Source organism: Patulibacter sp. NPDC049589 (assembly GCF_040675535.1).
GTDB lineage: Bacteria > Actinomycetota > Thermoleophilia > Solirubrobacterales > Solirubrobacteraceae > Patulibacter.
Genome location: NZ_JBFAPC010000079.1, coordinates 1 through 25,732, shown reverse-complemented (window position 1 = coordinate 25,732; position 25,732 = coordinate 1). Strand labels below are relative to the sequence as shown.

The following is a 25,732-nucleotide window of genomic DNA, read 5'->3' as shown; positions in this document are numbered from 1 at the left end:
CGGAGGCTGATACGCGGGGCGTCCTGGGGTGTTATCTTGCGGACGCCGAGTCGCTCGAACGGTTTCGAGCGAACGGGGGACCCAAGTGGTTTTGGCCCCGCCGGGCGGCGTCTCGTTCAGGGCCGCGAGCAGGTCGCCGCTCGGACCCCCGACGATCACCGCGCCCAGCGTCACGCCGACGCCGCCGGCGACGAGGCCGATCACCCCAGCGGCGATCGCCTGCTCGCCCGCGACGGTGCCGCGCGGCACGCCGATCGCGCGCTGGACGCCGATCACCGGCAGCCGTCGTGCCACCTCGGAGGCCGACTGCGACGCCAGCATCGTGGTCGCGGCGATCAGCGCCACCAGCGAGAACGCGACGAGCAGCGCGACGACGACGCCCGCGGCCTGGTCGATGATCAGGCGGACGCCGGTGCGGGTGACGAAGCGCAGGTTGCCGACGCCGTAGGTCGTCGCGCGCGCCTGCTGGAGCGTGACGTCGGTGCGCGAGCGGTCGTGGGTCCAGACCAGCGCCTGGTTGACCCGCAGGCGGCCGCGGAAGCGGCGCTCGAGGGCGGGGCCCGACAGGTAGACCCGCGGCGCGGCGGCCAGCGGGAACGCGACGTTGTCGGGGGCGATCGAGATGCCGACGATCCGCACCTCGCCCAGGCGGCCGACGTCGATCGTGTCGCCGACGTGCAGGCCCCAGGCGCGGGCGAGCCCCTGCTCGACCAGCGCGTCGCTGCCGTCGGTGCCGCCGCGCGGCAGGTCGCGCCCGGCGACGATCGCGTAGCCGCGCCGTGCGTCGGTGTCCACGAGCTGCAGCGCGCCCTTGCGGCTGCGGTCGTCGCCCGCGCGCAGCGGGACGTTCGAGATCTCGGTCCGGGGCGCGTAGTCGGCGACGTTCGGCAGGGCGGCGATCCGGGCGCGGATCCGGTCCGGTGGCTGGCCGTCGAAGCGGGCGACGATGTCCGGCAGGTCGGCTCGCTCCGCCGCCCGGTCGAAGCCGCTGCCGAGCCCGACCGAGACGGTCAGCGCCGCGCCCGCCATCGCCCCGGCCACCAGGACCCCGACGGCCGCGAGGACCGTCCGGCGGCGGCCCGACCGCAGGAGCGACGCCGCGCCGCGCAGCAGGCGGGCGATCACGTCCCGCCCACGGCCCCGTGCTTCGCGGGCACCAGCCGTCCGCCCACGAGCGTCACCGTCCGGTCGGCCATCGCGCTGGTCCGCGGCTCGTGGGTGACGACGACCACGGCGCGGTCGGCCGTCGCGGCGGCGCGCAGGAGCTCGAGCACGGCCGCGCCGGACGCCTCGTCGAGGTTGCCCGTCGGCTCGTCGGCCAGCAGGACCGGGGGATCGAGGACCAGGGCGCGCGCGACGGCGAGCCGCTGCTGCTCGCCGCCGGAGAGCTCGTGCGGCCGCCGGCGCGCGGCGTCGCCGAGGCCGAGCCGCTCGATCAGCTCCCGGCCGTGCGCGGGCGCCGAGCGCGGGGTGCCCGGCAGCCGCGTCGGCAGCAGGACGTTCTCCTCGCCCGTGAGCTCCGGGACGAGGTGGAAGAACTGGAAGACGAAGCCCACGCGGCGCCGCCGGAACGCCGACAGCTGCCGCTCGGAGCGGCCGTCGACCCGCTCGCCGGCGACCTCGATCGTCCCGGCCTCCGGGCGGTCCAGCGCGCCCACGAGGTGCAGCAGGGTGCTCTTGCCGGTGCCGGAGCGGCCGACGATCGCGACGACCTCGCCTGCGGCGACGTCGAGGTCCGCGCCGTCGAGGACGCGGCGTGCGGCGCGGCCGGCGCCGTACGTCTTCACGAGTCCACGGGCGCTGATCACTCCGACGGACGGTAGGGCAGTGGTCCGCCGGTCGAGCCGGGTGCGCGACGAAGGTCCCACCCCGGCGGACGGGCCGTGGCGCGTGGACGCTCGGGCCGATCGCGACACCGACGCGCGCGACCGTGGCGCGACCCCGCTCGGCGGGGCCCGCAGCTCGGCCGGATGGCGGGGAGGCCCCTCGCCGCCGCTTCGTAGCGGTCCGGGGTCAGACCGGTGAGCACGGGGGTACACCCGCCCGGATGTGTGACCACGGTGTCAAGTTCTCTGGTCCATCTGCCGATTGGAGCCGGGTCAGGGGGCAGGCACGATGCCCGCCCCGAAGGGTGAGATTGGGGGTCCGGATGTCGGACGTGGAGCGGGTTCCAGGCGGTCGGGACGATGCGTAGCCTCTCGGCGTTCTCGCTGCGGCGGCCCGCGCTCGCGCTCGCCCTCTTCGTCGTCGCCACGCTGGCGCTCTCGCTCCTCGGCGGCGGGCGTCAGCACGTCCAGCCGGCGAGCCTCGCGGTGTCCGGCACCGAGTCCGCCCGCGCCCAGGCCCTGATCGCCGGGCGCTTCGACGAGTCGTCCACCGTCCCGGTCCTCCTCAGCGGCCCGTCCAAGGCGATCCGCTCGCAGGGCCAGGACCTCGCGGACCGCCTCGCGAAGGAGCCGGGCGTCACGCTCGCCTCGCCGTGGAACGCCCCGACGCTGCGCAAGGCGCTCCGGCCGTCCGGCGACCAGCTGCTGCTGCTCGCGTCGATCACCGGGACGACGAAGGAGGTCCAGGCGCGCGCCGAGCGGATCCGCGCGATCACCGCGCAGCGCATCTCCGGCGACGTCACCTCGCACGTCACCGGCCTCCCGCTGGTCACCAAGGCGATCACGTCCGCGTCGACCGACGCCGTCCACCGCGTCGACCTGATCGCGATCCCCGTCCTGCTGCTCGTCCTGCTGCTGGTCTTCCGCTCGCCGCTGGCCGCCGCGATCCCCGTCCTCTTCGGCGGCGCGACGATCCTCTCGGCGACCGGCGGCGTGCAGCTGCTGTCGCTGCAGCTGCCCGTCGACGGGCTCGGCACCGCCCTGGCCTCCATGATGGGCCTGGCGCTGGCGGTCGACTACTCGCTGCTGATGGTGTCGCGCTTCCGCGAGGAGCGACGGCGGGGTCTCGGCGTCGAGGCCGCCGCCGCGGGCGCGGTCGTGGGCACCCGCCACACGGTGATGACCGCCGGCGCGTCGATCGTCCTGGCGATGGTGCTCGTGGCCGTGCTCGGCCCGGGCAGCCCGGTGGTCTCGGCGGCGCTCGGGGTCGGCGTCGCCGCCGTCCTGGCCGTCCTCGGCGCCTGCGTCGCGATGCCCGCCGCCCTCGTCCTCACCGGCCGCTGGCTGGAGCGGGCGCCGGCGTCCGGGACCCGCCGCGCGGTCCCGGGTGCGGCCGCCGCCGGGCCGTTCGACGGCGTCGCGGGTGGCGGGTCCTCCGCGTCGCCGCGTCGCGCGTCCACCGACGACGCCGTCGGCAGCGCCTGGGCGCGCATCGGCACCGTCGCGATGCGCCGCCCGCGGCTGACCGTCGTCGCCGGCTGCGTCGCGCTCGGCCTGCTGGCGATCCCGGCGCTCTCCCTGAAGACGTCCGCTCCGGACGCCGCGCAGCTGCCCCCGTCGAGCGCCGCCCGCGCCGACGTCGACGCGGTCACCCGCGCGGCCGGCGCCGGCTGGGGCTCGAGCTTCGACCTCGTCGCCGTCGCCAAGCGGGGCACGATGACGACGCCCGCGCGCCTGAAGGCGCTGAGCCGCCTGCAGGCCGAGCTCGCGAAGGACCCCGACGTCCGCGCCGTCCTCGGGCCGGGCACGATCTCCGCGAAGGCCGAGAAGCTCCGCGCCGACGGCCGCCGCCTGCTGAAGCAGCAGAAGGAGCTCGCCGCCGCGATCCCGGCGCAGACCGCGAAGCTGTCCCGCCTCAAGGGCTCCGTCGGCAAGCTCGAGGGCGGCGTCGGCGGGCTCAACGGCGCGTTCACCGAGGCCGACTCGGCCACGAAGACGCTCGACAGCGGCTCCGCCAAGCTCGCCGACGGCGTCGACCAGCTCCGCACCGGGGTGCAGGGCGCCGCCACCGGCGTCAAGACGCTCGTCGGCCGCCTCGGCCACGCGTTCGCCGGCACCGGCGAGCTCGCCGACGGCGCCGGGCGCGCCCGCGACGGCAGCGCGAAGATCACCGACGCGATCCACGTCCTCGGCGTCAAGGTCGCCGAGATCCGCCCGCAGATCGAGAACGTCACCGGCCACTTCACCGAGCAGCGCGACGCCGTCACCGGCGCCGCGGCCGCCACGCGCGACCGCAACCAGGCGGCCCTCGACCAGATCACCGCGGCCCAGCAGTCCCTCACCGGCGTGCGGGTCAACGCCTCCGCCCTCCGGGTCGCCAAGGCGCTGGACGCCGCGAAGTCGCAGCTCCAGAGCTCCCAGGTCGCCGCGTCCCTCGACGCCGTCGCCGCGGGGCTCAATAGCCAGATCAGCACGGCCGAGCAGCTGGCCCAGCAGCTCAGCTCGTTCAGCGTCCACCCGCTCGCCACCCGGGCCCGCCAGCTGACGAAGGGCCTCGCCACGCTGCAGGCCGGGCTGAAGGAGCTCAGCGGCAACGTCTCCGGCCTCTCCGGCGGCGCCGCGGGCTTCCAGGCCGCGCTGGCGCGCCTCGACGGCGGCGCGGGTCGCCTCGGGGACGGCGTCCAGGCGCTGAAGGCCGGCGTCTCCGGCGTCGCGAGCAGCGTCGACGCGAGCCGCCGCCAGAGCGACGGCCTCGTCCGCGGCCTGACCGGCGCCAAGACCGCCATCGACAGCGTCTCCACCGGCTCCTCGGCGTCCGCGAAGCCGAGCGGCACGAGCGCGTCGGCGAAGGCCATCGACTCCGGGTACTTCGTCCTCGCCGCCCTGGACGGCCGCGACGGCGCGACCGCCACCGGGCTGAACGTCAACCGCGGCGGCCAGGCCGCCCGCGTCGTCGTCGTCCCGCGGACCGGGCCGAGCGACCCGCGGACCGCGGCCCTCTACGAGCGGCTCGCCGCCAAGGCGCAGGCGTTCTCGAAGACCACCGCGTCGGACGCCGCGATCGGCGGGCCGGCCGCCCAGTTGATCGACTACGAGCACGCCGCCGACTCGCGCTTCCCGGTGATCGTCCTCGTCCTCGCGCTCGCGACGACGCTCCTGCTCGCCGCGCTGCTGCGCTCCCTCGTCGTCCCGGTGATCGGCGTCGCCCTGACGCTCCTGACCGTCGCGGCGACGATCGGGATGATGGCCGTGATCTTCGGCGGCGGCCTCGACGCGACGACCGTGATCGCCGTCTTCGCGGTGATGTTCGCGCTGTCGATCGACTACCAGGTGTTCATCCTCGGCCGGATCCGCGAGGAGTTCGACCGCCGGCGCGACCCCGAGGCCGCGATCGCGGCCGGCCTCACCGGCACCGCGCACGTCGTCACCGGCGCGGCGGTCTCGATGCTCGCCGTGTTCCTGGCGTTCGCCACCGCCGACGTCCCCGGGCTGCGGCAGTTCGGGCTCGGCCTGGCGATCGCCGTGGCGCTCGACGCGACCGTCGTCCGGCTCGTCGTCCTCCCCGCCGCGCTGAAGCTCGCCGGACGCTGGGCGTGGGGGAGCCCGCAGGCCGAGCGCGCCCGCGAGGCGGACGCACGGGCCGGCGCGACGTCCGACCCGTGGCCGGAGGAGCCGGCCGAGCCGTCCCCGCGCGCCGGCGCCCGTCGGGGCCCGCTGGGCGACGTCGAGGGCTGGGCCCCGGCCCGCCGCCCGGCGTCGGGCAGCGCGGACTGAGCGGCGGGCGCGGGCCGACCGGCGGTCGACGCGGGCCGCCCAGCCCGCGGCGCCGGCCGGTCGGCGCTCCTCGCGGTCCGGACAAGACCGAGCCCCGGACGCCGGCCGAAGGCGTGCGGACGCGTGGACCGCCGAGGGCGCCCGTCAGTCGATCGCCGGCGGCGACTGGAGGTGCTCGTAGACCATCGTCGTCTCGACGTCGGCGATCTCCTCGCGCTCGGTCAGGCGGTCGATCACGAACCCGTAGAGCGCGTCGGTGTCCGCGACGGCGACGTGGAGCAGGAAGTCCCGGCCGCCCGACGTGACGAAGACGCCGACGGTCTCCGGCAGGCGCGACGCCCACTCCCGGAAGGCCTCGATGTTGGCGCGGGACGGCGGCCGGATCCGGATCGCGATCAGCGCCTGCACCGGGCGGCCGATCGCGGCCAGGTCGAGGTCCGCGCGGTAGCCGCGGATGACGCCGCCCTCGCGCAGGGCCCGCACCCGCTCCAGCGACGTCGACGGCGCGACGTGCGTCGCGGCCGCCAGGTCGCGGTTCGTCCGCCGCGCATCGTTCGCCAGCTCCCGCAGCAGGGAGCGGTCCAGCGCATCGAGTTCCATGGATCGCACCGTAGTCGAACGACGTTCGGAGATCGAATCGGTACCCGAACGGAGCGCTAGCTTCGATCGCATGAGGCGAACGGTCATCGGGGCGTGGGCGGCGGGTCCGGGGGCGATCCTCGCGGCCGCCGCGCTGTGGGGGACGGTCGGCCCGGCGCAGGTGCTCGCCGGCCCCGGGCTCGGCCCGTCGGCCGTCGGCGGCTGGCGGCTGCTGGTCGGCGGCGGCGTCCTCGGCGCGTGGTGCCTGCGGCGGCGCGGGGCGCTGCGCGGGCTGCGGGGGCCGGACGCCTGGCCCTGGGTGCTCGTCGCGGCGCTGGCCACCGCCGTCTTCCAGGCGGCGTTCCTCGCGTCGGTGGACCACCTCGGCGCGGCGCTCGCGACCGCGGTGGCGCTCGGCACCGCTCCCGCCGCGACCGGGGTGCTCGCCACCGTGGTCGTCGGCGAGCGCCTCGGCCGGCGCTGGGCGGCCGGCGCCGGCACCGCGGTCGTGGGCTGCGTCGTCCTCCTCGGGCCGCAGGGCGGCTCCGGGGTGGGCGCCGCCGGGCTGGCGCTCGGCGTGCTCGCCGGCGGGTGCTACGGCGCCTACACGGTCGCGGCGAAGCGCCTCTCGCGGGCGGACGTCGACCCGATCGCCGCCGTCGCCGCGACGCTGCTCCTGGGCGGCGCGCTGCTGCTCCCGGCCGTCCTCGCGGACCGCGCGCCGACGGCCGACGGGTCGACGGTGCTGCTCGTCGCGTGGCTCGCGCTCGGGGCCACGGCCGTCGCCTACGCGCTGTTCGTCCGCGGCCTGCGGACGACCGACGCCAGCGCCGCGGGCGTCCTGAGCCTCGTCGAGCCGCTCGTCGCCGCCGTCCTCGGCATCGTCGTCCTGGGCGAGGGGCTGTCCGCCGCCGAGGCCGGCGGCGGGGCGCTGCTGCTCGCCGGGGTGGTGATCACGGCCCTGCCGTCGCCCGCCCGCCGGCCGCGCGTCGCGGCCCGCGGCGAGCCGAACGGACCGCGGTCCGAATCCGCGCTAGGATCGTCGGCGCCCAACTCGTTGTAGGAGACACATGACTTCCACCCTGGACCTCACCGGCGACATCGCGTCGGCCATCGACGGCGCCGTGCTCGACGGCAAGACGCTCGTCGTCGGCTACGTCAAGGCCGACGGCTCGCCGTCCCTGTCGTTCCGCGGCAGCACCCTGGTGCTCGGCCCGCAGCAGCTCGCCTTCTGGTCGCGCACGACCGACTCCGGCATCCCGGTCGAGGTCGCCGACCGCCCTGCCGTCTCGCTCCTCTACTACGGCGGCGGCACGCGCCCCGGCCCGATGTTCCTGTCGATCAAGGGCCGCGCGAAGGCCGACCCGTCGGCCAACGACGCCGTCTGGGACGGCATGGTCCAGGCCGAGCGCGACTACGACCCGGAGCGCAAGGGCGTCGCGATCGTCGTCGACGTCGACCAGGTCGACGGCGCCGGCGCGGACGGGTACTTCAGCCTCACCCGCTGAGTCGCGCGGCGGCCGGCCGGTCGCCACGCTCCGGGTTCCGGATCGACCCCGTAGTAGGGGTGCGATCCGGCACCGGTCGGCGGACGGGGCCCCGTGCCACCGGCACCCGCGACGTGTTCCGGATCGACCCCGCCACGGGGACACGATCCGGCACCCGTCGGCACCTCGCCCAGCCTGTCTGCGCAGGCATCCCCGGCCCGTCGTCCAACACCGGCGGCCCGGGCCTGTGCGTCCAGGCGGTGGAAACCGGCTGCATTCGGCGCATATGCTGCGCCATGCACTCGTTCGACGCCATCGCCGGAGGCTGGGACGCGGTCTGCGGGGCGTCCGGCGCCCACGAGACGCTGCGGCTCAGCGCCTTCCGCTCCGTCCAGCGCCTGCCCGGGCCCACCGCCCCGCCGGCGCACGTCGTCCGCTACCGCTGCGGCTGCGGCGACGACCACGAGCTCCTGATGTCGAGCGTCGAGCTCGACTGGGCGCCGATCCAGTCCACGTTCGGCGAGCACTTCGACCTGATGACCGGGCGGATGGCCCGCGAGCCCGACCAGGGCGTCGACCTCTGGTGGCGCTCGATGCAGCGCGGGCACTGGCCCGTCACGCTCAACTGCGCGCACCACCCGTGTCCCGTCCCGGCGTGGCCGAGCTGCCTGCGTGCCCTGGAGCCCGACGACGAGCGCGAGGTCTCGCACCTGCTCGTCCACTACGAGTGCCCGCTCTGCGAGCGCCGGGGGATGCAGCTGATGCGCCCCGCGGCGCTCGAGCTGGTGCCGCGGCTGAATTGATGTCGCCGTCGCCCGGGGCCGCGGGCATCGTTGGCTGGCGGACGACCGACCGACTGGCCGATGGGCCGCCGTGCCGACATGCCACCGGCCGACGTGCCGACGCGCGCGCCAGAACCGGGGCGTCAGACCGGAAAAGGCGCGACGCCCGCGCGGTCCAGCAGCCCGACGGCGGTCAGGCGGCGGGTGACCGCGGCGACCACCGACGCGCGCACGTCGGCGTCGACCAGGGCTCCCCACGCGGCCGCGGCGTCGCCGGCCTCGTCCCGCAGCCGCGCGGCGACCTCCCGGCCGTCGCCCGCGTCGACCAGGACGCGCGCGCCGAGGGCGACGTGCCACCGCTCGTCGCGCTCGATCCGCGCGAAGGTCGCCAGGAGGCCCGGCAGCTCCCAGCGCTCGGCGAGCGCCCGGACCGTCTGCTGGCCGGCGAGGAAGACCACGCCCTCCAGGAGCCCGTGGTAGAGCGCGACCGCCCCCGTCAGGTCGTGGCCGGCGGCGGCCGCGGCGGCGGGCAGGCGCTCGCGGAACAGCGCGACGAGCGGCGCGGGGGCCTCCGGCGCCGGGTCGGCCACCGCGCCGTCGGGACCGGCCGTCATGGCCGCCCAGGCCCGCCGGCAGGCGTGCGCGTGGCGCTCCTCCTCGACGACCTGCGCCGCCAGGCAGGCGCGCAACCCCGGCGACGCGGACGCGTCCTCGAACGGCGCGAGGTGCAGCGCGACGGCCTCCTCGCCGACGACGAAGCCGGCGAGCAGCCCGCGCAGCCGGGCACGGACGGCGGCCGGGAGCGCGTCCCAGCGCACGCGGTCGGGCGCCAGATCGAACGTCTCGGGAGCCCAGGCGCCGCGGGCGGAGATCGCCAGCAGCGCGTCGTAGTCGGGGAGCCGGGAGGGCATCTGCGGGCATCTTCGCGGACGGCCGGGCCCGCGTGCCACCGGGTACGCAGAACTGCGCAGACGCCGGCGCGCCACGATTGACACGCCGGAACCCGGGCGGGACAGTTCGCGCGATGCCGCGCCGTCTGCTCCGTCCAACCATGGCGCTCCTGCTCGCGGCGCTGGTGGCGCTGTCGACGGCGGGTCCATCCGCCGCCGCGACGTTCGGCACCGACCTGACGCCGCCGGTCACGAGCACGCTGACCTGCGGGCAGGCGTTCAACGCCCCGTCGTGCATGGCCTACTCGGTCATCCCCGGCGCGTTCGCGCCGTTCAGCGGCGTCGTGAAGACCGTGCGCGTGAAGACGGGGGACACGCCGCAGGGGCCGATGCAGGTCCTCGTGCTGCGCCAGTACTACCAGAACAACCTGCAGAATCCGGGGACTCCGAACATCTTCTGCTGCTTCGTGCAGGAGTACGGCCCGACGTTCACGCCGCAGCGGGGCGCGGTGACGGAGGTCCCGGCGACGCTCGGCATGGTGGAGCAGCCCGTGCCCCCGTCGGGCGACGGCAACACCGTGGCGACGGGGGACTTCCTCGGGCTCTCCGTCCTCGGGTCGAACATCGCGATCCCGCTCACCGGGAGCCAGAGCCCGGTCGGCGCGGCGTTCTACGCCCCGGCCCCGAACGCGGCGAGCACGCCCGCGCCGAGCCCCAGCGGCATCCCCGGCGCGCTCGGTGGCCGCCAGGCGACCGTGATGATGAACGCGGACATCGACCCGCTCGACGGCGGGGGAGGGGCCACCCCGATCACGCCGCCGATCACCGGCACGCCCGTCACGGGCGCGCCGGTCCCGGCCCCCGTCGCGACCAAGCCCGTCCTGCTCAAGCAGCACGGCGGCCGGCTGACCGGCAAGGCCGCGTCGCTGCCGCTGACCTGCAAGCTCACCGGCACGTGCGCGGGCACGCTCACGCTGCGCGACCGCGCTCCGGCGGTCACGACGCGCGCGAAGGCGACGAAGAAGAAGGCGAAGAAGAAGGCGAAGAAGCCGGTCGTCCTCGGCAGCGCGAAGTTCTCGGTCGCCGCGGGCAAGACGAAGTCCGTGTCGGTGAAGCTGAACACCGCGGGCCGGAAGCTCGCCCGCAAGCACGGGAAGCACACGGTCTACGAGACCGCGACGGTCGGCGGCGTGCCCGTGACGACGAAGGTGACGCTGAAGCGCTGAGCGGTGCGCCGGCCCCGCCCGCCCCGCATCGTCCTGCCTGCCGGGCGTCCGGCCGCGGCTCCCGGAGCGCCGCGGTCCCGGCAGCCGCGGACACCGTCGACGCCGCGGCCCGCCCGCTCCTAGACTCGCCGGATGCGCGCGCGTGTCGTCCTCAGCCTGCTCGCCGCGACCGGCGCCGCGGCCTTCGCCGCCCCGGCGGCCGACGCGGCGTTCCCCGGCCAGAACGGGCGGATCGTGTTCTCCAGCGAGGACGACCTGTGGACGGTCGGCGCCGACGGCGCCGGCCTGACGCGGCTGACGTCCACCCCGGGCGACGAGGCACAGGCGGCGTTCTCGCCCGACGGCCGGCGGCTCGCCTTCCGCGGCCGGCCCGCCGCTGGCGCCCCGTACCAGGTGTACGTCATGGGCTCCGACGGCACCGGCGTCACGCGGCTGAGCGCCAGCACGCTCAACGAGACGCAGCCGGGCTGGACCGCGGACGGCACGCGGATCATCTACCGGCGCGGGCCCGTCGGCGACCCGAACGCCGACGTCTGGACGATGCGCGCGGACGGCTCCGACCCGCGGCCGCTGGTCGTGTCCCCGGGGGCGGACGAGCGCTACCCGGTGTCCTCGCCCGACGGGACGAAGATCGCGTTCACCTCCAGCCGCGACGGTCAGTACGAGGTCTACGTCGCCGCCGCCGACGGCTCCGCGCTGCGCCGCCTGACGACGAGCTCCGGCTACGACTCGGCGCCCGCCTGGTCCCCGGACGGCACGCGCCTGGCGTTCGAGCGGGCGGACTCGATCGACGCGGAGACGACGAAGGACGTCTGGGTGATGAACGCCGACGGCACCGGCCAGACGCGGCTGACGACGACCACCGGCGTCGTCGACGAGGGCCCGGCCTTCTCGCCCGACGGCCGCTCGATCGCGTTCACCAGCGGGCGCGACGGCAACCAGGAGATCTACGTCATGGCCGCCGACGGGACGAACCAGCACGCCGTGCTGAGCCGGCCCGCGACGCTCGAGGAGTCCCCGGACTGGCAGGCGATCCCCGCGGCCACGCCGACGCCGGGGCCCACCCCCGGGCCAACCCCCGGACCGACCCCGACCCCGACGCCGTCTCCCACCCCTTCGCCGTCGACCGTCGACCGCGACCACGACGGCCTGTCCGCCGCCCGCGAGCGCCGGCTGCACACGAGCGACCTGGACCGCGACAGCGACGACGACGGCCTGACCGACGTCCGCGAGGTGCGCCACACGCACACGCGTCCGGACCGTCGCGACACCGACGGGGACCGCGTCCACGACGGCACCGAGAGCGGCGTCACCCGCCCGGTGGCCGACCCGGCCGGGCGGGTGCGGGGGACGAACCGCGCCCGCTTCCGCCGCGACGCCGACCCGCGGACCCGCACGGACCCGCGGCGTGCGGACACCGACCGCGACGGCGCGTCCGACGGCCGCGAGGACCGCGACCGGGACGGCCGCGTCGACCGCGGCGAGACCGACCCGCGGCGCCGGTCGTCGCGGCCCTGAGGTCAGACCTCGGCCGTCTGCCGCACCTGCGTCAGCCGCACGGCGTTGCCCGACGGGTCGCGGAAGGCGGAGTCGATGCCGTACGGCCGGTCCTCCGGCGTCTCGGTGAAGACGACGCCGCGGGCCGCGAGCTCGTCGTAGGACGCCCGGCAGTCGTCGGTCGACAGGAAGACCGTCCCGGCGAACCCGAGGCCCACCAGCTCGCGGACCTTCTCCGCCGAGGCGGGGTCCATCACCGGCGGGCCCGGGACCGCCATCAGCACGATCGAGACGTCCGGCTGGCCGGGCGGTCCTACGGTGAGCCAGCGGAAGCCCATCTCGTCGAGCGTCGCGTCGACCCGGACCTCCAGGCCGACCTTCTCGGTCCAGAACGCGAGCGCCTCGTCCTGGTCGTGGACCCACAGCTGCACGGACCCGATGGTGATCATGGTCGCCTCCCGGCGTCGTCTTCGAGGAACGACCGTGACGCTAGCTCCGGGCGGGGGCCGTGTCTTCTCCGTTCGTCCGGCGTTGCGGGCGCTCGTGGGTGCGCAGGACGCACGCGGGGACCATCGCGCGGTCGCGGGCCGGCGGGAACGCCGCGCGGTAGGCGGCCGGGGAGCAGCCGTAGGTGCGGGTGAAGCTCGTCGTGAACGAGCCGACGCTGCGCAGCCCGACGTCGAGGCAGACGTCCGCGATCGGATGGTCGGTGTCGCGCAGCAGCTCGGCGTAGCGCGCGTCGACGAGGTCCTTCGCGCGCGCCAGGTGCCGGCTGGGCGGGACGAAGGCCATCCGCTCACCACGTCCCGCCGACGCAGCCGGCCCCGGCCACGCCCGAGTCGGTGCAGGTCCGCACGGGCCGCGCGGTGCCGTCGGTGGCGATCTCGAAGACGTTGCCCGAGCGCGACACGCTCGTCACCCGGGAGCCGGACGCGGAGGCGGTCACGGCGGCCTCGCCGGCCCGCGGCCGCCGGCCGTCGACGAGCGGGAGCGTCGAGCCGACGTTCAGCTGCGCCGTCGTCCGGCAGCGCGCGGGGTCCCGCTCGACGGCGACCGCGACGCACGACGCGACGAACGCGGAGAGGTCGCGGGCGACTCCCATGGCCGCCTCGTCCTCCGCCGTCGCCGCCGCGACGCCGACCGGTGCGGCGGGGGTCGTGGCGGGCTTCGCCGTGGCGCTGCCGTCGTCGGGAGCGGTCGCGCGGCCGGCCAGGAACGCGCCCGCCACGACGAGGACGAGCAGCACGGCCAGGACGGTCCCCCGGGTCGCCGCGTTGGCCCGCCGCCACAGTGCGACCGGCCCGTCGCCGCCCCGCTGCGGCGGACGCGGGGGCTCGTAGGGGGCGAGGTCGGACAACGAAGGGCGGGGCGGACGACGCCGGGGCTCCCCGGACGGGCCCGCACGGCGTGATGAGGGGCCCCACGGTACCTCGCTGGGCGGCAGTCCGAGGGAGCGGCGAACGCGGGCTGGACGAGTGGCGGGCGGTCCCGTGACCGCGGTCCACGGGCCGTGGCGTCCCCCCGGCCCGATGCCCGGGAACGACGAAGCCCCGCGTTCGCGGGGCTTCGGCAGGCGCGCCCGAGAGGATTCGAACCTCTGACCTTCGGTTCCGTAGACCGACGCTCTATCCAGCTGAGCTACGGGCGCAACGGCGATGCAGTGTAGAGCCGCCGCGCGCCGCGCGCCGCGCGCCGCCGCCACCGCGGCTCTCGTCCTCGTGCGCGCCGCGCGCCGCCGCCACCGCGGCTCTCGTCCTCGTGTCCGCCGCCGCCCAGGCCGGCGCACGCTGATCCCCGTCCAGGGCGGCCCGCTGACCAACGGCGACGGGCTCCTGCGCTCCGGCAGCACGCTGCTGGCGGTCCAGAACCGGCTCGACAGGGTCGCGGTCCTGAAGCTCTCCCGTGGCGACCGCTCGGCGACGGTCCGCCGCACGATCACCGACCCGCAGTTCGACGTCCCGACGACCCTGGCGATCGCGAAGAGCCTCCTGTTCACGGTCGACGCCCGCTTCACGACGTCGGCGGCCGACACCGCGTACGACGTGGTGCGGGTCGACGGGAAGTAGGGGCGGGCGGCGTCGCGATCGACCGGGCCGCAGGCTGCTGGTTCCCGCGCCGTGCCCACGAACGAGAAAAGCCTCCGACTGGAGGCTTTCCTGAAGCGCGCCCGAGAGGATTCGAACCTCTGACCTTCGGTTCCGTAGACCGACGCTCTATCCAGCTGAGCTACGGGCGCAACGGCGCAGAACTGTAGCGCGAAGCGCGCGGGCGCGTCGTCCCGTAGGGGCCGCGCACGCCCGCGTGCGACGCTGGCCCCATGACCCTCACTCTCGGCTCCGGCCCCCTCGGGCGCGCGGACGGCAGCTTCAACTTCGACCTCAAGGGCGCCAGCCCGGCGCACCGGCTGTTCCTCCAGCCCTACGGCCTGCGGGTCCGCGCGTCGGTGCGGGGGACGATCGTCCTCGACACCCTCGACGCGCAGCTCCTGCACGAGACGGGCATCCATCCGCGGCTCTACGCGCCGAAGGGCGACTTCCGCGTCGAGGCCCTGACCGCGACCGACACGTCGACGCACTGCCCGTTCAAGGGCGACGCGTCGTACTGGTCGCTCGAGGTCGGCGGCGAGACGCTGCCCGACGCGGTCTGGGCCTACGAGACCCCGCTGGAGCCCGCCGCCTGGCTCGACGGCCTGGCGGCGCTGGACCCGAAGCTCGTCGACGCCTGGTTCGTCGAGGACGAGCGGGCGACCGGCGGCCTCCGGGACCCGTACCACCGCGTCGACGTCTGGGCGACGTCGCGACCGGTCGAGGTCCTGATCGACGGCGAGATCGTCGCCCGCACGACGGCGGCGAAGATCGTCCAGGAGACCGGCCTGCCGCCGCGGGCGTACCTGCCGTCGATCGACGTCCTGGTCGCCGCGGGCCCCGGCAGCGGCCTGCGCACCGTGTGCCCGTACAAGGGCGAGGCGTCCTACTGGACGGTCGCCGGCCACGAGGACGTCGCGTGGAGCTACGAGTACCCGCTGGCCGAGTGCGCCCCGGCCCGCGGCCTCTGGTCGTTCGACGACTCGAAGGACGGGGTCGAGGTGCGGATCGGCTGAGCGGCGGCGGCAGGCGCCGGCGGCGTCCCTCGCCGAACCCGGACCCGCGCGCCGACCACGGTCCGGGCGTGCCGTACGGCGCCCCGGACGCCCCCGCCGGCCGGGCCCCCTCGTCGCTCGGGCCGACGCGCCGGCCGGAGCGGCCGGCCGGTTCCGGGTCAGACCTCGCCGATGTCCTCGGCCCAGACCGCCGGGTACTCGCGCTGGAAGCGCTCCATCAGCTCGACGCAGCGCGGGTCGTCGAGGACGACGACCTCGACGCCGCGCTCGCGCAGCCAGTCGAGCTCGCCCGGGAACGTCGCGGCCTCGCCGACGACGACTGTGGGGATCCGGAACTGGACGACCGTGCCGGCGCACATCGCGCACGGGGCGAGGGTCGTGTAGAGGACGGCGTCGCGGTAGCTGCGCTGCCGGCCGGCCTTGCGCAGGCACGACATCTCGCCGTGCGCGATCGGGTCGCCGAGCTGGACGCGCTCGTTGTGGCCCGACGCGACGAGCCGGCCACCGATGTCGAGCGCGGATCCGACGGGCACGCCGCCCTGCCCGAGGCTCGCGGCGGCCTGGGCGACCGCCTCGTCGAAGGAGGACCGGTTCCAGGCGGCGGGCACGGGGCGGAGGGTAGCCGCGGCCGCGCCCGGCGTCACGCGATCCGGGGCGAACGTCCGTCCGGAGCGACCCCCGAAACGACGAAACCCCCGTCATGGACAGGGGTTCCGACAGGCGGAGCGTGGGGGATTCGAACCCCCGAGGGAGCTTTCAACCCCCAACTCGCTTAGCAGGCGAGCGCCTTAAGCCTCTCGGCCAACGCTCCGTGGATTCGCGAGTCTAGCGGCCGCGCGCGGAGGAGCGGCGTGCCCCTGCGCGAGGCCGCGCGCGGGCTCAGGCGTTGGGGACGACGGCGAGCGCGACGACGAGGAAGTGCGCCAGCGCCGCCACGATCACCAGGGCGTGGAAGATCTCGTGGTAGCCGAAGATCTTCGGCAGCGGGTCGGGCTTCTTCGTCGCGTAGATGACGGCGCCGATCGTGTAGAGCACGCCGCCGCCGAGCAGACCGACGGCCGGCCAGATGCCGAGGTCGCCGACGAGCTTCGGGAAGACCGCCATGCCGGCCCAGCCCATCCCGAGGTAGATCGCGGCCGACAGCCACTTCGGCGCGCCGATCCAGAGGAGCTTGATGACGATGCCGATCCCGGCCATGCCCCAGGCGACGCTGAGGACGGTCGTCCGCCAGCCGCCGTCGAGCACGAGCGCCGCGATCGGGGTGACCGTGCCGGCGACCATCACGAAGATCATCGAGTGGTCCAGGCGGCGCATCCAGGCGCGCGCGGAGGGCTTCGTCCAGTTGATCCGGTGGTACGTCGCGGAGACGGTGAACAGCCCCACGATCGAGACCGCGTAGACGGCACAGGCGATCCGGGCGTCGGCCGTCGGCGCCGCGATGATCAGGTAGACGCCGGCCGCGGCGGCGACGAAGGCCGCCCACTGGTGCAGGACGCCCCGCATCTTCGGCTTGAGCGCGGGGATCGGGGGGATCAGCTTCGACGCGCTCATGGCCTTGCTCACCGGCCGAATCGTACGCGTTCGGCGGGTGCCCGTCCCGGGGGTGGGCCCCCGTCCTGCGTGCCGACCCTCAGCCGAGCGTCACGCGGGCCCGCAACCCGCCCGCGGGGGCCTGCTCGAGCGTGAGCCGGCCGCCGTGCAGCCGGGCCTGCTGGTCGACGAGCGCGAGCCCCAGCCCGCTGCCGGGGACGGTCGTCGCGCGACCGCGGGCGAAGCGGCCGAGCACCGCGGTGCGCTCGCCCGGCGGGACGCCGGGGCCGTCGTCGTCGACGAGGAGGACGGCCCCCGCACGAGGACCGGTGTCGACGTGGCCGGACGAGGCCGCGCCGGGGGTGATCCCGGGGCCGTCGTGGCGCGTGCCGGGCCCGGCCGTGCCGTCGCCCGCCGACGACTCGGCCGTGAGTCCCGCGGCGGCTCCGCCGGTGGCGAGTCCGCCGGCGCGCGTCGCGACCGTCACCACCACGCGCCCGCCGGGCCGCCCGTGCCGGACCGCGTTGACGAGCAGGTTGTCCAGCAGCAGCCGCAGCCCGGGCGCCCAGCCGTCGACGACGAACGAGGCCGGCGCGTCCAGGGCGAACGTCGTGCCGGGCGCCGCGGCGCGCGCGGCCTCGACGGCCTGCTCCGCCAGCTCGGAGAGGTCGACGGGTCCGCGGTCGGTCCGCGCGCCCGCGTCGCCGCGGGCGAGCGCCTGAAGGGCGTCGAGGAGCGCGACGAGCCGCGCGTGCTCCTCGGCGATCTCCTCGAGCATCGCGGTGCGTTCCTCGGCGGGCAGGCCGGGGTGCGCACGCAAGACCTCGACGGTCGTCGTCAGCGCGGTCAGCGGCGTGCGGAGCTCGTGGCCGGCGTCCGCGGCGAACCGCTGGGTGGTGTCCAGCGCGGCGCGCCGGTCGGCGTCGGCGGCCTGCAGGCGCGACAGCATCGCGTTGAGGGCGCCGGCGAGCTCGCGGACCTCGACCGGGCCGGCGTCGGCGGGCATCCGCACGGTCAGGTCGGCGGTCGTCGCGACGTCGCCGGCGTCGCGCCGCAGGCGGGTCAGGGCGCCGAGCGCCGGGCCCGCGAGGAGGAACGCGAGCAGCCCCGTCCCGACGACGCCGACGAGCCCGGCGAGCAGGAGGCGGTCGCGCAGCGCGGCGTGGCGGGCGTCGATCGTCGCGAGTGGCGAGGCCGCCTGCACGACGATGCCGCGGCCGATCGTGCGCTGGACGACGCGCCAGCGGCCGTCGGCGGTGTCGACCGTCGTCGGGTCGGCGGGCGCGTCGACGGGCAGCCCCGGGTCGCTCGTCGCGCCGAGGCTGTCGAGGACCTCGTCGCCCCGGAGCACCCGGATCAGCGCGACGTCGCTCCCGCCGGTGACCGGACCGAGGATCCGCCCGACGCGCCGGGTCGCGCGGACGGCGGGCCGGCCGAACGTGCCGGTCGCGGCCAGCGTCCGGCGGCCGACGGTCGCGGCCTGCGTCGCCCGCGCGACGAGGCCGTCGTCGAGGTCGGAGCGGTCCGCGGACGTGGCGGAGGCGAGGACGAACAGCCCGCCGGCGAGGAGGGCGATCAGCGCGGCGACGGCCGCCGCCGCGGCGACGCGCGTGCGCAGGCGGCCGAGGAGGGGCGGGGCGGGATGGCCGGCCGTCGGGGGCAGGGCGTCGTCCCGCGGGGTCGGGTCGCTCACGGGCGCAGCACGTATCCCTCGCCGCGGACCGTGTGGATCATGCGCGGGCGCCCGTCCGCCTCGAGCTTGCGCCGCAGGTAGCCGACGAAGACATCGACGACGTTCGTGTTGACCGCGAAGTCGTAGCCCCACACGAGCTCGAGCAGCTGGCCGCGGCTGAGGACCGCCCCGGCGTGGTCGGCCAGGCAGGCGAGCAGGGCGAACTCGCGGGCGGTCAGCTCGAGCTCGTCGCCGTCGACCCAGACGCGGTGCCGGCGGCGGTCGACGCGCAGCGGCCCGACCTCGCGGACGCCGACGGCGACCGGTGCGGACCGACGCAGCAGCGCGTGCAGGCGGGCGACGAGCTCGGGCGTCTGGAACGGCTTGACCAGGTAGTCGTCGGCCCCGGCCTGCAGGCCCTCGACGCGGTCGTCGAGCCCGTCGCGGGCGGACAGGACGCAGATCGGCGTGGTGTCGCCCTGCCCGCGCAGCGCCCGGATCACGGCCAGCCCGTCGGTGCCGGGCATCGTCATGTCGAGCACGATCACGCGCGGCGGCCGGTCGGCGACCGCGCGCAGCGCCTCGTCCCCGCCGGCGGCGAGCCGCGTCACGAACCCCTCGAGCCGCAGCGCCCGATCGAGAGCGCGGCGGACGCCGGGGTCGTCGTCGACGACGAGCACGGTGGGGGCGGACATGCGTGGGGGCGAGGGTACGGGAGGACGAGGCGGAGACGGGGCGGCCGGGCGGGGGCCGACGGTCGGGCGGCGGACGGCCGGCGGTGACGCGGGGCGGCAGGGGACGGCCGGCGGTGACGCGGGGCGGCGGCGGACGGCCGGGAGGCGGGACGGCCGAGACCGTCCCGCCTCCGAGATCAGCCTGCGGCCGCCTGGCGCTGGGCGCGGCGGTCGGCGCGCCGCTCCTGGCGGTCCTGGCGGTGCTCGGCCCGCGCCTTCTTGACGAGGGGCCGGACGGCCTTGCCCTCGCGGACCGCCTTGACCACGGCGTCGGCCTCCGCCTGGGTCAGCCGCTTGTTCGCGACCGCCTTGGCGAGCCGCTTCTGCACCTTGTCGGCACGCTGGTCGCGGAGCTGCTGGACGGTCAGGCCCTTGGTCTCGGCGCGCTGCTTCTCGGCCTCGGCGCGCTTCTGGCCGACGGCCTTCTGGACGTCGCCGCGGGCACGCTCGAGGTCGGCGACGGAGACGCCGAGGGCCTTGGCGAACGCGGCCTCGCGGGTGGTCTTGGCGGCCTCGCGCTTCTCGGCGCGCTGCTCGGGGGTGGGCGCCGTCGGCTTGGCGGGCGCGCTGTCGGCAGCGCTCGCGACGGCGACGGTGCCGGTCCCGATCGCGAGCGTCGCCGCGAGGCCGAGAGCGATGGTCCTGGGAGTGGGGGTGTGGGTCATGGGAGCCATGCTGCCGACGGTTTCTGTGGGGACTCTGTGGGACGTTGGCGGGGGCCGCCGGGGCGCGGCCGGCGGGTCGGTCCGGGGCGCGACGGGGTCCGCCGACGGGCGGTTGCCAGGGCGGAACGCGGACTGCCGACGGCTCATCGGCCCGGAGGCCGCCGGTCGCTGTTGACGCGCTCGGTACGCTCGATGGGAGCCCGATTCCGGGGTCGCGCGCGCCCGGCGCGGCGACGCCGGGGAGGGTCCCCTTCCGACAGGCAGGTCACCATGCTCTTCAGCCGCAAGCCCGACGCCCTCATCCCCGCCGAGGAGACCCTCCCCGGCCGCGACCAGCTGATGCCCGTCCACGGCGTCCACCCGGTGCTGGCCCGCCCGATCGTGCCGCCGTTCCCGGAGGGCTCGCAGCACGCCTCGTTCGGGATGGGCTGCTTCTGGGGCGCCGAGCGGACGTTCTGGACGACCCCCGGCGTGCTCGTCACCGCCGTCGGCTACCAGGGCGGCGAGACCCCGAACCCGACCTACCGCGAGGTCTGCTCGGACCGCACGAACCACGCCGAGGTCGTCCTCGTCGTCTGGGATCCGTCGCAGGTCACCTTCGAGCAGCTCCTCCGCCGCTTCTGGGAGGGTCACGACCCGACGCAGGGCTTCCGTCAGGGCAACGACCTGGGCTCCTCGTACCGCTCGGCGATCTACACCACCACCGACGAGCAGCTCGAGCAGGCCGAGATGTCGAAGGTCAACTACGGCAAGTCCCTCGCCGAGGCGGGCCACGGCCCGATCACGACGGAGATCCGCAACGGCGGCCCGGGCCCGGCGGCCTTCGGCGGCGCCCTGGTCGGCGGCGACATCCCCTTCTTCTACGCGGAGCCCGACCACCAGGCCTACCTCCACAAGGTGCCGAACGGCTACTGCGGCCACGGCGAGACGGGCGTCAGCTGCCCGATCGGGCTGGTCAGCGCGGCGTAGGCGTCACAGGCGGTCCGGGCCGCGCCGCCCTGTTCGGGGACAACGCGGCCCGCCGACCGGCTCCGGTCCGGTGGCGCGGTTCGGCTCGAGTTCGCACCGCTGGGCGGGGACAACGCGATCCGCCGACCGGCGGCGGTCTCGCGGCGTGGTTCGGCTCGAGTTCGCACCGCTGGGCGGGGACAACTCGGCCCGCCGACCGGCTCCGGTCGCCCGCTGCACCCCACCGCCGTACGGAGGCGGTGCTCGGCTCGTTTCCTGCAGACCTTCGGGCCGGGCTCCGTGCGCGGCCCGTCTCACGGGTAGCGGTGGAGCAGTCGTCGGAGGATCTCGGCCGGGAACGCTCCGCCGCGGTCGAAGACCTGCCGGGAGGTGAACGCCACGAACCGCCACCCCGCGGCTTCGAGACGCGCGCGCTTCTCGTAGTCGTCGTCGCGCTGGAGCGGGTTCTCGTGGAACCGGCCGCCGTCGAGCTCGACGGCGACGCCGTGGTCGGGGAACAGCGCGTCGATCTCCAGGCCTTCGAAGGTGCCGTTCATCAGAGGCCGAGGGAGCCCGTGGCGAGCGCAGACCGCGAGGAACTCGAGCTCCAGATCGCTCCGGGTGCGCGCCGGGTCCGTCCAGCTGCGGAGCACCTCGCCAAGTGCGCGGGCGCCCCGATGCCGGGGATGACGTGCCAGGAGCTTCCGCACCTCGAACAGGTCGAACAGCCGCAGGACCTCGGCCTGCTTGATCGCCGACCGCAGGGGGTCCCGCCCGAGCACCGCGGCGGTGTCCAACATCGTGCGACCGACCGTCGTGACCGGCACCCCGTCGAGGGTGGTCACCTCGTCCGGCTCGACCGCCGCGTGGCAGTGCACGACGATGCCGCTGCGGGAGAGCGCGCTCCGCCGGGGGATGACGACCTCCACTCGGGGGTTGGACGACGGCCGGACCGACCAGATCGCCGCGGCCGACCGGTAGCCGGCTGCGGCGCCGGCCCCGCAGGCGAGGACCGCGGCGGAGATCCGGCCGGTCGCGGAGAGCCGGTCGTGGCCGAGGGCGAACACCCCGCGGTGAACGGGGTGGAGGCGGCCGGCAGCGATCGCCCGGTCGACCTGGCCATCGCTGAAGCCGAGCGACCGGAGCTGGCTCCGCGAGATCACGCCGTGTTGGCGTCGCGCCAGGACCGCGGCGTCGGACCACCGCCCTGCCGGAGCGATCGGCCCGAGTTCTCCTCGCTCACCGGGGACAACTCGATCAGGGAGGGGCACAAGCGCATCGTGGCGCGAGAACCGAGGGGCAGGACCGGCAGATCGATACGGAATCGTGCCGACATCACCACGAGACGCCGCTCGACGGCACCCGCCGTCGCCCAGCGCCGACCGATGCCCGAGACCCAGCCGTGCTCGACCTCCGCCCGCCCCCTACCGCGCCGCCGTCTTCTTCGCCTCGTTCGCCGTGATCAGCTTCACCGTGCCGTCGATCGCGTAGGGGAGGCTGCCCACGCTGTTGAAGGCCATCGCCGCGCCGTACTGGGGCTGGTCGTAGTAGGGGACCTCGACGACGTCGCCGCGCTTGTAGACGTCCAGGCGCTTGAAGAGCGGCTTGTCGAAGAGCTTGTTGCGGTTGTTCTTGTCGATCAGGACGAAGAGCTTGTCGACGTCGAGGGTCTTCAGGCGCTCGTCGCTGACCTCCGTGCCGAACTCGCCCTTGGCGAGCGTGTCGATCCGCTTGGAGCTGTCGAAGCCGAGCTCCTGGAGGAACTGGCCGCGCGGGTCGTTGGAGCTGAACGCGAAGACGTTGCCGCCGCTGGGGTCGATGATCATCGCCTCCTTGCCGCGGTACTCCGGGTGCTCCTGGCGGACCTTCGCGTAGCGGGCCTCGACGGACGTGATCAGCTCCTCGCCCTTCGCCTTGCGCCCGACGGACGCGGCGATCACGCGGGTCTCCTCGCGCCAGGGCATCGTGTACGGCTTGAACTCGCCGCTCTGCGCGACGGTCGGCGCGATCTTCGAGAGCTTGTCGTAGTCGCCCTTGTCGAGCTCCTGGTAGACGCCGAGGATGAGGTCGGGCCGCTCGGCCGCGACGCGCTCGAAGTTGACCTCGAAGCCGCCGGTGCTGACGATCTTCGGCGGCGTGCCGCCCCAGTTCTCCCAGGGCCACGTGGCGAACGTGCCCTGCTGGAACCAGTCCATCGCGCCGACGGCCTTGACGCCGAGCGCCAGGAGCGCGTCCTGGTCGCGCAGGCCGACCGTCACGACGCGCTTCGGCTCGGACGGGATCGTCGTCGTGCCTCGGGCGTGGGTGATCGTCACGGGGAAGGCGTCGGTGGCCTTCGCGGCAGTGGTCCCCGAGCCCGACCCCGCGGGCGTCGTCGTCGCCTGGTCGTCGTCCCCGCCGCAGGCGGCGAGGGTGAGGGACACGAGCAGCAGGGGGAGCAATGAGCGTCGTCGCATGGAAGGTCAACCTAACTCTTAGGTGGGCCGACGGGCCGCCGCTGGACGTCGTCAGGCGCCGCGGAGGGCGCTGGCTGGCCGTTTCGCGACACGGTGCGTCCGGATGACGGCGCCTCGTGACGGGCGCGCGGTGCAGCCCCAGGCCTCCGCCTCCGCCCCGATCTCACGCGCGTCCGGTGGGCGGTGCGCTGCGCGCGCACCGGGCCCGGCACGCCGCTCTCGGGGCCGGCGGCCGCCGCGTCCGGCCCGGCGGCGCTCCCGGCGCGGGACGCGGACCTTCGGGCGCATCCGCCGGCCGGCCGGTCTCCGGGACGGCGGAGTGCTCCCGGGCGAGCGCCTCCCCGGCTGCCCTCGGCTGCCTCCCCGGCCGCCTGCCCGGCCGACCTCGCCGTCGGTCGCGGCGGGTCCGGCGCGAGCGCTCGCCGGCCGCCCGGGCCCGCACCGCCGCGGACGCCCGCCGCGGGACGGACGATTTCTGTCGCGAACCGGACACGCCGCCGGGTTCGCCGCTCTACAGTTCCCGGGATGCTCCCGGACGCCGCGGCTCCCGAGGCCCCGAGCCCGTTCGTCCCGCTGGTGCGGGTCGCGCGCTACGCGCTCGACGGCGGGTTCGGCTTCGGCCACCACTCGCACGTCGAGGCGCAGCTGATCTGGGGGTCGCGGGGCGTGCTGCGGGTCGAGGCCGGCGTCCACCGGTGGACGCTGTCGCCGAGCCAGGCCGCGTGGATCCCCGGCGGCGTGTCGCACGACGTGGTCGCGGCGCGGGACGCCGACCTGCGCTGCGCGTACGTCGACCCGGTCCGGTGCCCGCCGGGCCTGCTGCCGACGGTGGCGACGGTGCTCGACGCGACGCCGCTGGTCCGCGAGCTGCTGGCGCTGCTCGGGGAGGACGGGACCGACGACCGCTCCCGGTCCCACGCCGAGCAGCTGCTGCTCGGGCTCGTCCGGCCGGCCGACGCGCCGTCGCTGCCCCTGCGGTCTCCGGAGGACGACCGCCTCGCCGTCGTCGCCGACGGCCTGCGCGCGAACCCGGCCGACGACCGCAGTCTCGAGGACTGGGGACGCGCGGCGGGGGCGAGCGCGCGCACCCTCGCGCGGCTGTTCGTCGCGGAGACCGGCCTGACGTTCGCCGCGTGGCGGACCCGCCTGCGGATCGCGACGGCGCTGGAGCTGCTCGCCGAGGGCCTGCCCGTGGCGGTCGTCGCGGGTCGGGTCGGCTACGCGGGCCCGAGCGCGTTCGTCGCGGCGTTCCGGCGCGAGACCGGGACGACCCCGGCTCGGGTCCACGCCGCGGCCTGACGTCTGCCGTGGTCTCCATCCACGCCGGGGCGTGATCGCGCCGGCCCGCGTCCTGATCGCCCGGACCGACTGCAGGTCGTGGCCCGGCGTCTGCCGTACCCGCGCCCCCTGCCCCGCGACCGCCGGCCCCTACAGGTCCGCCGTCGCCGTCCCCTGCGTCAGCCGCGAGCCCTCGCGGGCCTTCTCGACGGTCAGCTGCATCGGGACGCGCTGCTTGAGCTCGGCGACGTGGGAGACGATGCCGACCGCGCGGCCGCCGTCGCGCAGGGCGTCGAGGACGCCGAGGACCTCGTCGAGGGTCTGCTCGTCGAGCGTGCCGAAGCCCTCATCGATGAAGAGCGTGCCGAGGTCGAGGCCGCCGGCCTCCGCGCTCACCGTCTCGGCGAGTCCGAGCGCGAGCGCGAGGGACGCGAAGAACGACTCGCCGCCCGACAGCGTCGAGGTGTCCCGCTCCTCGCCGGTCCAGCCGTCGTGCACGCGCAGGCCGAGCCCGGCGTTGCCCTTCCCGCGGCCGCTGGCGGGCTCCTCGTGCAGCACGAGCGCGTAGCGCCCGGCGGACATCCGCAGCAGGTGGACGGTCGCGGCGGCGGCGACCTGCTCGAGGCGCGCGGCGAGGACCCAGGACGACAGCTGGATCTTCCGCCGGTTGCCCGCGCCGCCGCGCGCGAGCTCGGCCAGCGCGTGCGCGCGGTCGGCGGCGTCGGCGAGCGGGCCGAGCGCGTCGAGCGCCGCCAGCAGCGCGTCCCGGCGATCCTCGAGCGCCTGGACGCAGGTCGCGGCCGCCGCGGCCTCCGACGTCGCGGTCGACGCGACGCCCCGGGCCGCCGCGTGGGCTGCGGCGGTGCCGTCGACGTCGGCGGCGGGCTCGAGCGCGACGCCCGCGACGTCCTCCTGCGCGAGGATCGCCCGCGCGCCGGCCTCGGAGGCGTCGAACGCGGTGACCTTCCGCTCGATCTCCAGGGCGCGGGCCTTCATCAGGACCGCGGCGGTCGCGTCCTCGGTGGTGGCGAAGCGGCTCTCGGCGAGCGCCGTCCGCAGGCCGGCCGTCGCCTCCTCCGCGGCCCGCCGGGCGTCGGCGTCCTTGGCCAGCGCGATCGCCGCGCCGTCGAGGCGCTTCTCGGCGTCGCGCAGCCGGTAGATCCGCGCGGCGACCGTGCCGGCGTCGCCGCTCGCCACCGCGATCCGCTCGCGGACCGCCTCCAGGTCGGCGCGCCCGGCGGCCAGCTCGGCGGTCGCCCTCGCGTGCGCGGCGCCGGCGTCCGACGCC

General features: G+C 76.0%; 25 protein-coding genes and 3 tRNA genes. 10 read left to right on the top strand and 18 right to left on the bottom strand.

Features of this window, described 5'->3' with window-relative positions:
• Positions 1-1,125 (bottom strand): hypothetical protein (locus AB0L40_RS15610; protein ID WP_364356147.1); only part of this gene is annotated, 1,125 nt, incomplete at its 3' end.
• Positions 1,122-1,808, bottom strand: coding sequence for an ABC transporter ATP-binding protein (locus AB0L40_RS15605; RefSeq protein WP_364356144.1), 687 nt, complete (start codon positions 1,806-1,808; stop codon positions 1,122-1,124). The genes AB0L40_RS15610 and AB0L40_RS15605, both read right to left, overlap by 4 nt.
• A 378-nt stretch (positions 1,809-2,186) precedes the next feature.
• Here AB0L40_RS15605 and AB0L40_RS15600 point away from each other — a divergent pair, with 378 nt between their 5' ends.
• Positions 2,187-5,600, top strand: a complete 3,414-nt coding sequence (locus AB0L40_RS15600; protein ID WP_364356141.1) for an MMPL family transporter — start codon at positions 2,187-2,189, stop codon at positions 5,598-5,600.
• A gap of 144 nt (positions 5,601-5,744) precedes the next feature.
• Here AB0L40_RS15600 and AB0L40_RS15595 read toward each other — a convergent pair whose 3' ends face one another.
• Positions 5,745-6,200: an Lrp/AsnC family transcriptional regulator gene (locus AB0L40_RS15595; RefSeq protein ID WP_364356138.1), complete on the bottom strand. Its 456-nt coding sequence runs from the start codon at positions 6,198-6,200 to the stop codon at positions 5,745-5,747.
• Positions 6,201-6,270: 70 nt separating this feature from the next.
• Between AB0L40_RS15595 and AB0L40_RS15590 the strand changes: the two genes are divergently transcribed.
• From AB0L40_RS15590 to AB0L40_RS15580, 3 genes are all read left to right on the top strand, one after another.
• The gene (locus AB0L40_RS15590; RefSeq protein ID WP_364356135.1) at positions 6,271-7,242 is read left to right on the top strand and encodes a DMT family transporter; all 972 of its coding nucleotides are present in this window, start codon (positions 6,271-6,273) and stop codon (positions 7,240-7,242) included.
• Between the two features lie 7 nt (positions 7,243-7,249).
• Positions 7,250-7,687: a hypothetical protein gene (locus AB0L40_RS15585; RefSeq protein ID WP_364356132.1), complete on the top strand. Its 438-nt coding sequence runs from the start codon at positions 7,250-7,252 to the stop codon at positions 7,685-7,687.
• A 275-nt stretch (positions 7,688-7,962) separates the two neighbouring features.
• On the top strand, positions 7,963-8,469 hold the full coding sequence (locus tag AB0L40_RS15580) for a hypothetical protein (RefSeq protein ID WP_364356129.1): 507 nt from the start codon (positions 7,963-7,965) through the stop codon (positions 8,467-8,469).
• A gap of 122 nt (positions 8,470-8,591) precedes the next feature.
• On the opposite strand, the gene AB0L40_RS15575 is transcribed toward AB0L40_RS15580, so the two are convergent.
• The gene (locus AB0L40_RS15575; RefSeq protein ID WP_364356126.1) at positions 8,592-9,359 is read right to left on the bottom strand and encodes a hypothetical protein; all 768 of its coding nucleotides are present in this window, start codon (positions 9,357-9,359) and stop codon (positions 8,592-8,594) included.
• Between the two features lie 113 nt (positions 9,360-9,472).
• On the opposite strand from AB0L40_RS15575, the gene AB0L40_RS15570 reads away from it, so the two are divergent.
• Both AB0L40_RS15570 and AB0L40_RS15565 read left to right on the top strand, forming a co-directional pair.
• Complete coding sequence (locus AB0L40_RS15570; protein ID WP_364356124.1) at positions 9,473-10,564, top strand: hypothetical protein; 1,092 nt, start codon at positions 9,473-9,475, stop codon at positions 10,562-10,564.
• Between the two features lie 132 nt (positions 10,565-10,696).
• Complete coding sequence (locus tag AB0L40_RS15565) at positions 10,697-12,082, top strand: hypothetical protein (RefSeq protein WP_364356122.1); 1,386 nt, start codon at positions 10,697-10,699, stop codon at positions 12,080-12,082.
• Positions 12,083-12,084: 2 nt separating this feature from the next.
• On the opposite strand, the gene AB0L40_RS15560 is transcribed toward AB0L40_RS15565, so the two are convergent.
• From AB0L40_RS15560 to AB0L40_RS15545, 4 genes are all read right to left on the bottom strand, one after another.
• Positions 12,085-12,510: a VOC family protein gene (locus AB0L40_RS15560; protein ID WP_364356119.1), complete on the bottom strand. Its 426-nt coding sequence runs from the start codon at positions 12,508-12,510 to the stop codon at positions 12,085-12,087.
• 40 nt (positions 12,511-12,550) lie between these two features.
• Entirely contained in the window at positions 12,551-12,853 is a 303-nt protein-coding gene (locus tag AB0L40_RS15555) for a helix-turn-helix domain-containing protein (protein WP_364356116.1), read from the bottom strand.
• A 4-nt stretch (positions 12,854-12,857) separates the two neighbouring features.
• The gene (locus AB0L40_RS15550) at positions 12,858-13,307 is read right to left on the bottom strand and encodes a hypothetical protein (RefSeq protein ID WP_364356113.1); all 450 of its coding nucleotides are present in this window, start codon (positions 13,305-13,307) and stop codon (positions 12,858-12,860) included.
• A 328-nt stretch (positions 13,308-13,635) separates the two neighbouring features.
• Positions 13,636-13,709, bottom strand: a tRNA-Arg gene (locus AB0L40_RS15545).
• A gap of 7 nt (positions 13,710-13,716) precedes the next feature.
• Between AB0L40_RS15545 and AB0L40_RS15540 the strand changes: the two genes are divergently transcribed.
• On the top strand, positions 13,717-14,127 hold the full coding sequence (locus AB0L40_RS15540) for a hypothetical protein (RefSeq protein ID WP_364356110.1): 411 nt from the start codon (positions 13,717-13,719) through the stop codon (positions 14,125-14,127).
• A gap of 96 nt (positions 14,128-14,223) precedes the next feature.
• Here AB0L40_RS15540 and AB0L40_RS15535 read toward each other — a convergent pair.
• Positions 14,224-14,297: transfer RNA gene (locus AB0L40_RS15535), tRNA-Arg, on the bottom strand.
• Positions 14,298-14,378: 81 nt separating this feature from the next.
• On the opposite strand from AB0L40_RS15535, the gene AB0L40_RS15530 reads away from it, so the two are divergent.
• The gene (locus tag AB0L40_RS15530) at positions 14,379-15,161 is read left to right on the top strand and encodes a DUF427 domain-containing protein (RefSeq protein WP_364356107.1); all 783 of its coding nucleotides are present in this window, start codon (positions 14,379-14,381) and stop codon (positions 15,159-15,161) included.
• Between the two features lie 158 nt (positions 15,162-15,319).
• On the opposite strand, the gene AB0L40_RS15525 is transcribed toward AB0L40_RS15530, so the two are convergent.
• From AB0L40_RS15525 to AB0L40_RS15500, 6 genes are all read right to left on the bottom strand, one after another.
• Positions 15,320-15,769: a nucleoside deaminase gene (locus AB0L40_RS15525; RefSeq protein WP_364356104.1), complete on the bottom strand. Its 450-nt coding sequence runs from the start codon at positions 15,767-15,769 to the stop codon at positions 15,320-15,322.
• Positions 15,770-15,882: 113 nt separating this feature from the next.
• Positions 15,883-15,972 (bottom strand) — tRNA-Ser (locus AB0L40_RS15520).
• A 68-nt stretch (positions 15,973-16,040) separates the two neighbouring features.
• Positions 16,041-16,724 carry a hemolysin III family protein gene (locus AB0L40_RS15515; protein WP_364356101.1) on the bottom strand — a complete coding sequence of 228 codons (684 nt, stop codon included), beginning with the start codon at positions 16,722-16,724 and terminating at the stop codon, positions 16,041-16,043.
• A gap of 67 nt (positions 16,725-16,791) precedes the next feature.
• Positions 16,792-18,384 (bottom strand): HAMP domain-containing sensor histidine kinase, encoded by a 1,593-nt coding sequence (locus tag AB0L40_RS15510; RefSeq protein WP_364356098.1) that lies wholly within the window; start codon positions 18,382-18,384, stop codon positions 16,792-16,794.
• The gene (locus AB0L40_RS15505) at positions 18,381-19,058 is read right to left on the bottom strand and encodes a response regulator transcription factor (protein WP_364356095.1); all 678 of its coding nucleotides are present in this window, start codon (positions 19,056-19,058) and stop codon (positions 18,381-18,383) included. The genes AB0L40_RS15510 and AB0L40_RS15505 overlap by 4 nt, the downstream gene beginning before the upstream one ends.
• Positions 19,059-19,234: 176 nt before the next feature.
• Entirely contained in the window at positions 19,235-19,762 is a 528-nt protein-coding gene (locus AB0L40_RS15500) for a hypothetical protein (protein ID WP_364356092.1), read from the bottom strand.
• A 270-nt stretch (positions 19,763-20,032) separates the two neighbouring features.
• Between AB0L40_RS15500 and msrA the strand changes: the two genes are divergently transcribed.
• On the top strand, positions 20,033-20,731 hold the full coding sequence (gene msrA / locus AB0L40_RS15495; protein ID WP_364356089.1) for a peptide-methionine (S)-S-oxide reductase MsrA: 699 nt from the start codon (positions 20,033-20,035) through the stop codon (positions 20,729-20,731).
• Positions 20,732-21,024: 293 nt separating this feature from the next.
• On the opposite strand, the gene AB0L40_RS15490 is transcribed toward msrA, so the two are convergent.
• Positions 21,025-21,981 carry a type IV toxin-antitoxin system AbiEi family antitoxin domain-containing protein gene (locus AB0L40_RS15490; RefSeq protein WP_364356086.1) on the bottom strand — a complete coding sequence of 319 codons (957 nt, stop codon included), beginning with the start codon at positions 21,979-21,981 and terminating at the stop codon, positions 21,025-21,027.
• Between the two features lie 153 nt (positions 21,982-22,134).
• Positions 22,135-23,166: an iron-siderophore ABC transporter substrate-binding protein gene (locus AB0L40_RS15485; protein WP_364356083.1), complete on the bottom strand. Its 1,032-nt coding sequence runs from the start codon at positions 23,164-23,166 to the stop codon at positions 22,135-22,137.
• 525 nt (positions 23,167-23,691) lie between these two features.
• Here AB0L40_RS15485 and AB0L40_RS15480 point away from each other — a divergent pair.
• Positions 23,692-24,465: a helix-turn-helix transcriptional regulator gene (locus AB0L40_RS15480; RefSeq protein ID WP_364356080.1), complete on the top strand. Its 774-nt coding sequence runs from the start codon at positions 23,692-23,694 to the stop codon at positions 24,463-24,465.
• A 129-nt stretch (positions 24,466-24,594) separates the two neighbouring features.
• Here AB0L40_RS15480 and AB0L40_RS15475 read toward each other — a convergent pair.
• Positions 24,595-25,732, bottom strand: a 1,138-nt coding sequence (locus tag AB0L40_RS15475) for an SbcC/MukB-like Walker B domain-containing protein (RefSeq protein WP_364356077.1), incomplete at its 5' end; no start/stop codon positions are given.

Bases quoted from the DNA above. Each gene is read 5' to 3' on its own strand.
- AB0L40_RS15600 (WP_364356141.1), top strand. From the start codon at position 2,187: ATGCGTAGCCTCTCGGCGTTCTCGCTGCGGCGGCCCGCGCTCGCGCTC.
- AB0L40_RS15595 (WP_364356138.1), bottom strand. From the start codon at position 6,200: ATGGAACTCGATGCGCTGGACCGCTCCCTGCTGCGGGAGCTGGCGAAC.
- AB0L40_RS15590 (WP_364356135.1), top strand. From the start codon at position 6,271: ATGAGGCGAACGGTCATCGGGGCGTGGGCGGCGGGTCCGGGGGCGATC.
- AB0L40_RS15585 (WP_364356132.1), top strand. From the start codon at position 7,250: ATGACTTCCACCCTGGACCTCACCGGCGACATCGCGTCGGCCATCGAC.
- AB0L40_RS15580 (WP_364356129.1), top strand. From the start codon at position 7,963: ATGCACTCGTTCGACGCCATCGCCGGAGGCTGGGACGCGGTCTGCGGG.
- AB0L40_RS15575 (WP_364356126.1), bottom strand. From the start codon at position 9,359: ATGCCCTCCCGGCTCCCCGACTACGACGCGCTGCTGGCGATCTCCGCC.
- AB0L40_RS15570 (WP_364356124.1), top strand. From the start codon at position 9,473: ATGCCGCGCCGTCTGCTCCGTCCAACCATGGCGCTCCTGCTCGCGGCG.
- AB0L40_RS15565 (WP_364356122.1), top strand. From the start codon at position 10,697: ATGCGCGCGCGTGTCGTCCTCAGCCTGCTCGCCGCGACCGGCGCCGCG.
- AB0L40_RS15560 (WP_364356119.1), bottom strand. From the start codon at position 12,510: ATGATCACCATCGGGTCCGTGCAGCTGTGGGTCCACGACCAGGACGAG.
- AB0L40_RS15555 (WP_364356116.1), bottom strand. From the start codon at position 12,853: ATGGCCTTCGTCCCGCCCAGCCGGCACCTGGCGCGCGCGAAGGACCTC.
- AB0L40_RS15540 (WP_364356110.1), top strand. From the start codon at position 13,717: ATGCAGTGTAGAGCCGCCGCGCGCCGCGCGCCGCGCGCCGCCGCCACC.
- AB0L40_RS15530 (WP_364356107.1), top strand. From the start codon at position 14,379: ATGACCCTCACTCTCGGCTCCGGCCCCCTCGGGCGCGCGGACGGCAGC.
- AB0L40_RS15505 (WP_364356095.1), bottom strand. From the start codon at position 19,058: ATGTCCGCCCCCACCGTGCTCGTCGTCGACGACGACCCCGGCGTCCGC.
- AB0L40_RS15500 (WP_364356092.1), bottom strand. From the start codon at position 19,762: ATGACCCACACCCCCACTCCCAGGACCATCGCTCTCGGCCTCGCGGCG.
- msrA (WP_364356089.1), top strand. From the start codon at position 20,033: ATGCTCTTCAGCCGCAAGCCCGACGCCCTCATCCCCGCCGAGGAGACC.
- AB0L40_RS15485 (WP_364356083.1), bottom strand. From the start codon at position 23,166: ATGCGACGACGCTCATTGCTCCCCCTGCTGCTCGTGTCCCTCACCCTC.
- AB0L40_RS15480 (WP_364356080.1), top strand. From the start codon at position 23,692: ATGCTCCCGGACGCCGCGGCTCCCGAGGCCCCGAGCCCGTTCGTCCCG.